At 74.0% G+C, this 11,533-nt stretch carries 8 protein-coding genes; all 8 read right to left on the bottom strand.

Going from position 1 to position 11,533, the window contains the following annotated elements; all coding sequences use genetic code 11:
- Window positions 1–96: 96 nt before the first annotated feature.
- The 8 genes from ACZ60X_RS43595 to ACZ60X_RS43630 all read right to left on the bottom strand — a co-directional run bounded on the left by ACZ60X_RS43595 (window position 97) and on the right by ACZ60X_RS43630 (window position 11,225).
- Complete coding sequence (locus ACZ60X_RS43595; RefSeq protein ID WP_469611357.1) at window positions 97–1,098, bottom strand: carbohydrate kinase family protein; 1,002 nt, start codon at window positions 1,096–1,098, stop codon at window positions 97–99.
- Window positions 1,099–1,173: 75 nt separating this feature from the next.
- Entirely contained in the window at window positions 1,174–2,385 is a 1,212-nt protein-coding gene (gene metK, locus ACZ60X_RS43600; protein ID WP_469611359.1) for a methionine adenosyltransferase, read from the bottom strand.
- Window positions 2,386–2,536: 151 nt separating this feature from the next.
- The gene (locus ACZ60X_RS43605) at window positions 2,537–6,145 is read right to left on the bottom strand and encodes a condensation domain-containing protein (RefSeq protein WP_469611361.1); all 3,609 of its coding nucleotides are present in this window, start codon (window positions 6,143–6,145) and stop codon (window positions 2,537–2,539) included.
- A 336-nt stretch (window positions 6,146–6,481) separates the two neighbouring features.
- Entirely contained in the window at window positions 6,482–7,423 is a 942-nt protein-coding gene (locus tag ACZ60X_RS43610) for an SRPBCC family protein (RefSeq protein WP_469611363.1), read from the bottom strand.
- Between the two features lie 108 nt (window positions 7,424–7,531).
- Complete coding sequence (locus ACZ60X_RS43615) at window positions 7,532–8,284, bottom strand: thioesterase II family protein (protein WP_469611365.1); 753 nt, start codon at window positions 8,282–8,284, stop codon at window positions 7,532–7,534.
- Window positions 8,285–8,459: 175 nt separating this feature from the next.
- Entirely contained in the window at window positions 8,460–9,281 is an 822-nt protein-coding gene (locus tag ACZ60X_RS43620; protein WP_469611367.1) for an AfsR/SARP family transcriptional regulator, read from the bottom strand.
- 226 nt (window positions 9,282–9,507) lie between these two features.
- A complete protein-coding gene (locus ACZ60X_RS43625) occupies window positions 9,508–10,374 on the bottom strand; it encodes an AfsR/SARP family transcriptional regulator (protein ID WP_469611369.1) in 867 nt (288 codons plus the stop codon).
- A 182-nt stretch (window positions 10,375–10,556) separates the two neighbouring features.
- Window positions 10,557–11,225, bottom strand: coding sequence for a ScbR family autoregulator-binding transcription factor (locus tag ACZ60X_RS43630; protein WP_469611372.1), 669 nt, complete (start codon window positions 11,223–11,225; stop codon window positions 10,557–10,559).
- Window positions 11,226–11,533 lie beyond the last annotated feature (308 nt).

The raw sequence follows: 11,533 nt of genomic DNA on the forward strand, positions 1-11,533 counted from the left end.
GGGCCTGGAGCATCGTGCCCATGGCCCCGTCGGCGACCACCACACGCGTGGCGAGCGCCTCTCGGAGCGCGGACGCACGGGTCCGGCTGTCGGCGCTCATGATGGCGTGCCCTCGCCTTCGCCCGCACCGAGGAGGGACGCGAGCGGCCGGGCGGCGCCGGGGCCGTAGGCGCGCTCGACGAGGGCGGCCAGCCGCTGCGGGTCGACCTCGTGGGCCTGCGAACCCACCGCGGCGAGCGCCACGGAGGCCAGCGCGCAGCCCAGTCGGGCCGCGGGTTCGAGCGGCACCCCGTGGCTGACGGCGGCCAGGAAGCCCGCGCGGAAGGCGTCGCCGCCGCCGGTCGGGTCGGCCGGTTCGACGCCGGGCACGGCGGGGACGGTGAGCGGGGGCTGTCCGGCGCCCTCGATGCGGACCCCGGCCGGGCCCAGGGTGGTGACCCAGGTGCCGACGGCCGCGAGGACCTCGGCGTGGCTCCAGCCGGTGTGTTCCTTCAGCAGCGCGGCCTCGTACTCGTTGGTGAACAGCCAGGTGGCGCCCGTCACCAGGTCGCGGACCTGGTCTCCGTCCAGACGGGCCAGTTGCTGCGAGGGGTCGGCCGCGAAGGGGATGCCGAGGGCCCGGCACTCGGCGGTGTGACGCAGCATCGCCGCTGGGTCGTCGGGGCAGACCAGGACCAGGCCGGGACGGTCGGGACCGGTGAGGAGCGCGCGCAGGTCGATGTCGTACGCCTCGCTCATCGCGCCCGCGTAGAACGCGGCGATCTGGTTGGCGTCCTCGTCGGTGATGCACATGAAGCGGGCGGTCTGCCGTTCGGCGCAGACACGCACCGCGCCGGTGTCGACGCCGTGGTCCTTCAGCCACACCTCGTACTCGGCGAAGTCGGTGCCGACCGCCCCGACGAGCAGGGGCGACAGCCCGAAGCCGCCGAGTCCGTAGGCGATGTTGGCCGCGACCCCGCCCCGGCGCACCTCGAGCCGGTCGACGAGGAACGACAGCGAGACATGCGCGAGCTGATCGGGCAGCAGCCGGTCCGCGAACCGCCCGGGGAAGACCATCAGATGGTCGGTGGCTATGGATCCTGTCACCGCGATGCGCACGGGAACTCCTTCGATTCCTTCGATCGCTTCGGTCGCTGGTCGCCGTCGGCGGACCGCCGCCCGCCGGCTCGTCGCCTACCGGCCCGCGGCTGCCTTGAGCAGCTCGGCGCGGTCGGTGCGCTCCCAGGTGAAGTCGGGCAGTTCGCGGCCGAAGTGGCCGTAGGCCGCCGTCTGGGCGTAGATCGGGCGCAGCAGGTGGAGGTCGCGGATGATCGCGGCCGGGCGGAGGTCGAAGACCTCGCCGATCGCCTTCTCGATCTTCTCGGGCTCGATCGTGTGGGTGCCGAAGGTCTCCACGAAGAGACCGACGGGCTCGGCCTTGCCGATGGCGTAGGCGACCTGGACCTCGCAGCGGGAGGCCAGACCGGCGGCGACGACGTTCTTGGCGACCCAGCGCATCGCGTACGCGGCGGAGCGGTCCACCTTCGAGGGGTCCTTGCCGGAGAAGGCGCCGCCGCCGTGGCGGGCCATGCCGCCGTAGGTGTCGATGATGATCTTGCGGCCGGTCAGGCCGGCGTCGCCCATCGGGCCGCCGATCTCGAAGCGGCCGGTCGGGTTGACCAGCAGGCGGTAGCCCTCGGTGTCCAGCTTGATGCCGTCCCGCGCGAGCCGGCTCAGCACGTACCCGACGACCTCCTCGCGGATGTCGGGGGTCAGCAGCGACTCCAGGTCGATGTCGGATGCGTGCTGCGTGGAGACGACGACCGTGTCGAGCCGTACCGGCTGGTCGCCGTCGTACTCGATGGTGACCTGGGTCTTGCCGTCGGGGCGCAGGTAGGGGATGGTGCCGTTCTTGCGGACCTCGGTCAGGCGGCGGGACAGCCGGTGGGCCAGCTCGATGGGCAGCGGCATCAGGTTCGGCGTCTCGTCGGTGGCGTAGCCGAACATCAGGCCCTGGTCGCCCGCGCCCTGCCGGTCCAGGGCGTCCTCCTCCTCGCCCTCGACGCGCTGCTCGTACGAGGCGTCGACGCCCTGCGCGATGTCGGGGGACTGGGCGCCGATGGACACCGAGACACCGCAGGACGCGCCGTCGAAGCCCTTGGCGGAGGAGTCGTAGCCGATGTCGAGGATCGCGTCGCGCACCAACTGGGCGATCGGGGCGTAGGCCTCCGTGGTCACCTCGCCGGCGATGTGCACCTGGCCGGTGGTGATCAGGGTCTCCACCGCGACACGCGAGGACGGGTCGTCGCGCAGCAGCGCGTCGAGGATGGTGTCGCTGATCCGGTCGGCGATCTTGTCGGGATGCCCCTCGGTCACGGACTCCGAGGTGAACAGGCGACGGGACATGTCTCTCCAGATGGTTGCGGGCCCACTGCACGAACGGCGTCAGCGACCGGGCGGGGTCGCCCATGCCATGGCCACGATGCAGAACCGCGAACGAGCGGCTCTCGAACAGCGGCGGAAGAGGAGTGGACCGGCACCGCGCGCACGCGGCGCGCTACGCGTCGTCGGGTGCGGCCGAGGCCGCGTGCCGGAGCGCCCGGACGAGGGTGCGGAAACGGTCCTGCTCGTCCGCGGAGCCGCCGGCGAGCACCACCCGGGGCGGCCGGCCACCGTCCGCCGCGATCCGCCGGGCGAGGTCGCAGGCGAGGACCCCGGCGCCGGAGAACCCGGCCAGCAGCAGGGACCGGGCGGTGCGCAGCGCGGGGAGCGCGGGCGGCAGGCCCTCGGCATCGGCACCGGTGAGCACCAGCAGCTCCTGCGGCCCCGGGTAGCTGCCGGCCAGCGGGTCGTAGCAGGTCGCCGGGGCGCCCGGCGGCGGGATCAGACAGATCGTGCCCGCCTGGTCCCGGCGCGCCGCTCGCAGCCTGACCAGCGGGCCGCCGGTGCCGGCACCGGCACCGGTCGGGCGCGGTACGGCACTCTCGTCCAGCAACGCCAGCGCCTCCCCCACCGTGGTGGTCTCACCCGCCGACAGCGGGAGCGAGCGCAGCAGCAGCGCGCTGCGCGCGAGCAGTTCGGCGGCGTCGTCCTCGTCCAGCAGGGCCCGGTCGTGCACCCCGGTGAGGACCAGGCCGCCGGTGCCGTCGTGGTGGGCGAGCAGCCCGATGGGCAGTGTGGAGCGGGCGGGCAGGGTGTCGGGCAGCTCGGCGTGGATGCCGTGCGCGGCGAGTTGGGCCTCCAGCCCGTCCAGCGGGTGCGGCGGGTCCTCGAAGACGATGACGGTGTCCGGTCTGGCGCCGCCGCTCCACGCGTGGATCCAGTCGGCCGGCACCCATTCGTAGGCGGCCATGTCCAGGGCGCGGTCGCGCAGTCCGCACAGCAGCCGGGGCACGGTGGCCGCCGGGTCGACCTCGACGGACATCGGCAGCGGGTTGCGCAGCGGCCCCGGTATCCGGGCCGCGCCGTCGAGCGCGACACCCCGCCCGGACACGGTCACCGCGAAGCAGACCGGGGCCGGTCCGGTGGCGCCGGACGCCGCGTAGATGAGCATGGCCCACACCGCCTGCAGCACGGTGCTCTCGGCGGTGCCCCAGCTGCCCGCCCAGTGCGCGAGGCGGCTGGTCTCGGCGGGGTCCAGGCGCAGCCGTGCCCGGCCGACACCGGTCAGGCCGGCCCGCGCGGAGGTGCGCACCGGGCGGGAGGCGGCGCCGGGGGGCGGCGCGCTCGCCGTCCACAAGCCCCGGGCGGGCTCCGGGTCCTGGGCGGCGACCCAGGCCGTGTAGTCCCGCAGATCGGGACGCCGTTCGCCGCCGGGCAGGGCTCCGCCCGCGAGGTAGGCCCGGTAGAAGGCGCGCAGCAGCAGGTGCGCGCTCCAGGTGTCCAGCAGCGCCCGGTGGTAGGTGAGCAGGATCCGGGTGGACGGGACGGGGTCCGCGGGCCGGGGCGGCTCCGTCTCCAGCAGGGTGATCCGCAGCGGGCCGGGGCGCCGCAGGTCGAAGCCGCGCCGCCGGTCGCTCTCCAGGAAGGCGGCCCAGCCGTCGTCGGGGAAGGCCCGGCGGGTGATCTCGGGTACGACCTCTTCGTGCACGACGAGCAGCGGTTCGCAGCCGTCGGTGAACGCGGTACGCAGGATGGTCTCGCAGTCGAAGACGGACTGCCAGGACCGGGTGAAACGGCCCGGGTCGAGGGGCCCGCGCCAGACCCACACGAGCTGCTCGACATGGCGTCCGGTACCGGGCCGGGCGTCACCGCCGGTGTACAGCGCCGACTGCTGGGGGGTGGCCCGGAAGGTGCGCGGAATCGGTGCGGCGGGCGGGTCCGCCAGCAACTCCCTGAGCCGGGAGACGAGTTCAGCGACGGAGGTGTCGGTGATACCGGCCGCGGGATCGCTCAGCCAGTCGATCTCGAAGTGCAGCCGGCCGCCGCGGACATGGGCCCGCGCCTCAAGCCGGTAGGCGGGCCTGTGCAGGGGCCGGGCGGAACCGGGCAGCGGCCGGCCGTCCCCGTCGAGGGCCAGGCAGATCCGGGCGGGCGCCAGCTCCCGCAGGGCCCGGCGCACGGCCGGGTCGGCACTCCACTCCCGGCACGCCCCGAACCCCGCCCCGGCTTCTCGTCCGGCGCAGGAGGCCAAGGCGTCGGCCAGTTCGGTCAGTTGACCGAGGAGATCGCGTTCGGGTCCGAGTGCGAACTGCACGGGATACGGCTCGGCAAGCCGCCCCACGTACCGCCGCAGCGCCTGCCGCCCGCCGCGCGGATCACTCCGTACGTCGAAGCAGACCTCGTCCTGGCCGCGCCAGCGGGCGAGCGCCAGCGCGAACACCCCGGTCAGCACCTGCCCGGTGGTCAGCGCGAGCCGCCGGGCGAGCCCTTGGACGATCCGCTCGGTGGCGTCCTCGTCCAGGGCCAGGGCGGTGTGCCGGACGCCGGACCCCTGGTCCGGCATGGCTCCCGGTACGGCGGGGGCCCCGGTCCCCCTCACGCCGCCGGCCGGCGGCCGGTCCCGCTTCCGCGTACTCTCCTGCCCCCGCCCCGCCCGCGCCCTGCGCTCGGCGACCAGGCTCCAGTGCAGGACCTCCGCGGAGTCACCGGCCAACTCCCGCAACCCCTCAACCCATCCGTCCACCGCCCCCGGACCGACCGGGCTCTCGGGACAGACCGCACCGTCCACCCCGTCCGGGCCATCCGGACCGTCCAGGCCGACAGGACCGCCCAGCCCACCCGCGCCTTCCAAGCCGTTCGTACCGGCGGAACCGCTCACGCCGACCACACCACCCGATCCCTCCAGGTCGACCGCGCCGTCCGGCCCACCCGAGCCACCCACCCCACCCGAGTCACTGGAACCACCCGAACCGACCGGGCCCGACAGACGGTGCTGAGCCGGTGGGGTGGGCGGGGTGGCGAGGGCGGCGGTCAGGTCGTCGAGGAGGATGTGCCAGGACGTGGCGTCCACGGCGGGTTCGAGGGCGAGGACGACGGTCCGGGCGGCTCCGCGGCGGTCCCTGGCGAGCAGGACGCGCAGGTGGACCCCGGCGTGGGCGTCGAGGGTACGGCCGACCGAGTCCACGAGCGCGAGGAAGCCGGCCTCGTCGTCGAACTCTCCCTCCACCACCGGATCCGGCGCCGCCGAAGCGTGCTCCTCGGCCGCCGCCACCCGCCAGCCCTGCCCGGTGTCGAGCCGGGACCGCAGCTGCGGATGCGCGGCCACCACGGCGCGCACCGCCGCACGCAGCGCTCCGGCGTCCGCCGGGACCGCGTCCGCCTCGACCACCATCGCCTCGTACCGCTGCTCCTCCTCGCCGCGCCGGGTCAGCACCGCGCGCTGTGCGGGCGTCAGGAGCCGGTCGGCCGGTGCGGGCGGCCGGGTCAGGCGGTCGGCGACGCGGCCCGCGACGGCGGCGATGGACGCGCCGGGCGTCCCCTGTGGTGTGGAGAACCGCAGGGTGTGATGGTCCGGCCCGTGTCGCAGCAGGCGGTGCCGCCAGCCGGGCCGGTCCGGATCGCCCGAGTGGGCCGGGTCGTCGGCGGCCAGTTCGGCCAGCAGCCGTTCCAGCGCGGCCGCGTCGAGCGGCCCACGCAGTTCGAGGTCCCACGGCGCGGGGCGGGCAGCGGGCCCGGGAGAGACGACCACCGACACCGGCCCCTGCGGGAAGCGGTGCCCGGTCATGATGTGAAGGGGCGTACGGTCTGACCGAATCCCCTCCCCCCTTCCCGCCGGCGCCGAACGGGCACGCGGGCCTCCTCACCGCCCCGGGCCCCGCGCCCGGGGGCGCTCGCAACCGCCCGGGCCGGGCCGTACTGCCTCTCCCCCATCACGGCCTCCTGACCTGCCTGCGTGCACAACGGTCGAGATGAGCACGCTAGGGCAGCACGCGGCCGAAGTCCGGTTTCCCGAGCGGACGTACAGCGGCGCCCGAGCAGGCACCGAGAAGCGACGGCGGAGGCGACGGCGCGGCCGCCGCCTCCGCGACTCCTCCGCACGGCAGGGTGGTTGCCGGGCCGGTCAGAGCATGCGAACGGCGCTCTCAGCGTGCTGCCGGGCCAGGTCGAGCAGGGCCAGGCTGGCGCGGCCGAGGGTGGCCCGCACCTGCCGGCGGGCGTCGGCGAGGTTCGCTCCGCGGCCCAGCACCGCGGTGACGTCCTCCTCCCGCAGCACGACGGTGTGCCGGGAGGTCACGGTCGTCCCCGTCTCGTCCGGGACGACGGACCACTCCCCCGTGTGCGCCGCGATCAGCGCAAGGGGCCGCGTCTGCTTGTAGACGATGCGGCCCGCGTGCGGGAAGCAGATGCGTACCGCGCTGGTGGTGTGCGAGCCGGTCTCGGTCAGCCGGTCCAGCGTCATGCGCTGCACCCCGGGCGCGTCCTCGACGAGGTCGACCCGGGCGATGTCCGGGACCAGTTCGGGCCAGCCCTCGGCCCGGTACAGGAAGTCGTAGGCCAGCTCGGCCGGGCCGTGGACGCGCACGGACTCCTCGAAGGACAGCACCAGGTCGTCCAGGCGCGTCCAGTGCTCCGCGAAGCTCTTCAGCTGGCCGAGCTGGGTGCGGATGTCCAGTCCCGCCGTCCGCTCCACCCACTCGGTCTCGGGCAGGTCGTCGAGGCCGTAGCGCAGCTCCAGCACGGTGTCGTGCGGGCCGTTCAGCCGTACGCTCAGCACACCGCGCACCGAGTCCAGCGGGGAGCCGGGCAGCTTCTGGCGGAACTCCAGCCGGCGCTCCACCGGGTCCAGGTGCCGCCAGGAGATCCACGACCTGATCCGCCCGCCCATGAGGGTCCACATCCGCAGGCGTTCCCGGCCGCCGTCGGACTCCAGGCACTCCACATGGACGCTCTGCGAGCAGTAGAGCGGCATTTTCGCCCCATCGGCGAGTACCGCGTAGACCACGCCCGCGGGCGCGGACACGTGCACGTGATGCGTCGCCCTGTCGACACGCTCACCAGACATCTGTACACCTCTCTCGGCACATTCGCCGCCCGGTCCGCGGGGCGCGGCCGGGCGGCGGAATGAGAAAAGCCCGGATCCGGTGGCTCCGGAACACGGGGTCACACGGCGTCAGCCGACGGTCGCGGGCTCCTTGGCGAGCCGACCGGCGACGCGGCAGGCGCGGCCCAGCAGCCGGGGCAGTTCCCGGCCGCCGCGTACGAAGAAGTGGCGCCCCGGGACGGTGCGCGACCAGACCGGTCCCTGGGTCCACCCGCGCCAGGCGTCGGCCGTCGAGGGCGCGACGAGGCGGTTGTCCCGCGAGCCGACCACGAGCACCGGGGTGGTGAGCGGGCCGGCCGGGGACGGACGTTCGGCGGCCGCGTGCAGGTCCTGCGCCAGCTCCAGTTCCGCGCGGAGCACCGGCAGCATGGCCCGCAGCAGGACGCCCTCGTCGCTGCCTGCCGGTACGGCGCCCTTGCCGCCGAGGACGTCCAGCAGTTCGGCGTCGGTGGCACGGCGGGCGTCCGCCAGCCCGGCGGGCAGGTGCGGCGGTGTCCAGGCGCCGACGGCGAGCAGGGCCGGGCCGGGCAGGCCGGCCTCGTGCAGGGCGCGCGCCACCGTGAGCGCGATCATCGCGCCGAGGCCGTGCCCGTACACGACGAACGGGCCGCTGTGCGGCTCGGTGAACAGCGGCAGGACGTCGGCGAGCAGCGCCTCGCGTGTGGTCAGCCGCGGCTCGCCGTGGCGCGGGGCGCTGCCCGGCAGGAAGACCGGGGCGGGCTCCACCCCGGCCCCGACGTGTGCCGCCCAGCCGTCGAAGACGCAGACGCCTTCAGCGGAGTGCGCGAAACAGTACAGTCGCACGGGCTGGTCGTCCGGCATGGATCCTCCTCTGCGTCCGCCCCGGCGACACGGGGGGGGGACTTCGAGGATGGCCGCAGCTTCTCGAGCGCCGCTCAAGAACGGCCCGAGGGAAGCCGTTCCCGGACGCCGCCGGTCGCCGCGTTCCTGCACCACGCCCCGGTCTCCGCCATCGCCATGACGGTGTACCAGGTCACTACGCGGCGTACCGGTCGAACGTCGAGCCGCGCCGCGGCCCCGCGATGACGTCCAGCTCCGGGTCGACGGCGAGCATGGCCTGATGCAGTCGCTGCAACTGCGGCGACGGTTCCACGCCCAGCTCTTCGATCAGGCCCTCGCGCAGCTTGCGGTAGACGTTGAGAGCGGAGGCCTGCCGGCCGGAGCGGTACAGGGCCACCATGGCCTGCGCGTGCAGCCCCTCGTGCTGGGGGTGACGGGCGATCAGGTCGGTGAGTTCTGCTATGAGTTCGGCGTGCCGGCCGAGCCGCAGGTCCGCGTCGATCCGCCGTTCCACGGTCACCAGCCGGGACTCCTCCAGCCGCGTGGCCTCGATCTCCAGCACCGGACCGAGTCGCACGTCCACGAGTGCGGGCCCCTGCCACAGCGCCAGGGCCTGCCGGAAGCAGCGGGCGGCCCGCTCGTCATCGCCCTCCTCGAAGGCCTCCTGGCCCTCGCCGACGAGACGCTCGTAGGTGTGCACGTCCACGCTCTCCGGCGGGATCTGCAGCAGGTAACCCCCGTGCCGGGTGGCGAGAACGTTCTTGGCGGCGCCGGGCGCGTCCGGCCCCATCGCGGTACCGAGGCAGCGACGCAGCTGCATGATGTACGTCTGGAGCGTGGTCATCGCGCTCTGCGGCAGGTCCGTCCCCCAGATCTCCTCCATCAGCGTCGGCACCGGTACGACGCGGCCCGGGTAGAGGGCCAGCAGGGCCAGGACCTGACGGGGTTTCCCGGCGGACGGGACGATCGAGTCCCCGTTCACGGCGGCACACAGCGGACCCAAGACCTGAATCTCCATGGTTCCCTCCGTTCGTCGTCGGGTACTCCCGATGGCGGAAAATCGTCGGCGAACCTGCACGCTAGCCGCACCCACACCGGAGGCATCGGTTCCTTCAGCGGCATTTGAGCAGGCCTCAAAGCACGCAGGACACCAGCGCGCGCAGGGGGAAGGAAGACGGACGAGACCCCGGGAGATGCCGAGAAGCCGTCCGGAAAGAACTCGCCGGGATACGGGAGTCCGCGGATCAGGCGTGGGACGTCAGCCGGCCGCCGCCGCCGTCGTCCGCCCGCCGGCCGAGCGCCTCCTCGTCGAGCGGGTCCTCGGGGCCGGCCGCGAGGATCTGCCGCTGGATCCGCCGTAGATCGGCCGACGGCTCAAGGCCCAGCTCCCGTACGAGCGTGGCCCGCAGCCGCTGGTACGTCTCGAGCGCCTCACTGCGCCGTCCCGAGCGGTGCAGGGCGAGCATGTACTGGCCGCGCAGCGTCTCGTGAGTGGGGTAGCGGCCGACGAGGACGGTGAGTTCGGCGAGCAGGTCGCGGTGCCGGCCGAGCCGCAGTTCCGCCTCGATGCGCCGGTCGAGGGCGCACAGCCGGGTCTCCTCCAGCCGCTTGGCCTCCGTGCTCAGCTGCGCCCCGGTCTGTACGTCGGCGAAGGCCGGCCCGGTCCACAGCGCCAGGGCCTGCCGCAGCCGCCGTGCCGCGCCCTGGAAGTCACCGGCGTCCATCTCCGCGTAGCCGAGCGCGGTGAGCCGCTCGAACTCCCGGACATCGCTGGTACCGCCACGGCTGTTGAGGAGGTAGCCACCCTGGACGGTCACGAGGACGTCCTTGGCCGTGCCGCGCCGTGCCGACCCGCCGCGCTCCCCCTCGCCCTCCCGCTCCAGGGCGCCGGCGATGAGTTCGCGCAGTTGCAGGACGTAGGTCTGGAGGGTGGTACGGGCACTGCGCGGCGGGGTGCCGCCCCACAGTTCCTCGGTGAGCGTCGCCACGGAGACCATCTGGTCGGCGTGGAGCGCGAGCAGGGCGAGCACCTGGCGCGGCTTCGGCGCGGTAGGCGTCACCCGAACGCCGTTCTCCCGGATGTCCAAGGCGCCCAGCACCTCGATGTTCACGGTGTCTCCCCTGGTCTCGTGCCCGGCTGCCTCAGGGCGCCTAAACAAAACCGCATAGCCCGTATGTATTTGTTCGGGAGTCAGAAATACCACAGCGTCGCACGAGTCACAACCCTCAGGATCTGTACGGCAGTTCGAGCGGTCCACGGCCCGCCGACGAGCCGACGCCGACCGCCGCGCCGCTACGGTTCCGACCGCGCCGGCCCCGGCCGCGTCCGCGGGGACGCGGCCTCCGGCGCCCACGAGCCGGAGGGCGCCATGCCCCCCAGGTCCCGCCTGGCGGCGAGCAGCGGCAGCAGCAGCTCCCAGATCCGGGTGACACTCTCCCGGGACAGCCAGGAGGCGTCCTCGCCGCCGAGTACCTCCAGCCCCACGGTCACCGCGATCAGGACCCGGGCAGCGTCACGCCAGGAGACACCCTCGGCGAGCACACCGGCCTTGGCGGCCCGGTGCAGGCTGTCCTCCACCCAGCGCTCCCACTCCTGGCGCAGCGGGGACTCCACACGGCGCCCGATGTCCCCGGCGAGTTCGAAGCCGGCGCGGACCACGACGTCCCCGGCCAGGGCTGCGGCCAGCGCGTGCATGGCGTCGACCACCGCCTGCAGGGAGTCGCCGTGCCGGTCCCGCGCCGCCTGGGTGAGCCGCCGCAGCGTCCGGGCGGCCTCCTCCTCGACCGCCTCCGCGAGCAGGCTCTTGTTGGCGAAGTGGAAGTGCAGCGCCCCGTTGCTGACGCCTGCGCGGGCGCTGATGGCGCCCAGCGACGCGGGAACGAAGCCCACCTCTGCGAACACCTCGGCCGCCGCATGGATCAGCGAACGCCGCGTGCGCGCGGCGCGCTCCTGTTTGACCATGTGCTGCCTCCTGGACACGGGACATCAGCGCCGGCGGGACGTCGGCGACTCAGGCTCCACGGCGGCGCAGGAGCCATGCCCAGGTTAACAAACCGCTCACGCGGTTTCATACACCGGGTGCCGGAAATGGCTGGACCACGAGCGGTCTACGGCTGAGGGGCCGCCCGCGGGCGGCCCCTCCATGGTGCTTGAGTACCCCGTCGTCCTACTCGGGTCACTTCACGGGTTCGGGCTCCGGCTCGCTCTCGCTGGCGGCCTCGCCCGCGGGGTCGACCGGTGTCCTGACGGAGTCGAGGAGCAGCTGGGCG

This window comes from Streptomyces sp. NPDC104106 (assembly GCF_055584345.1).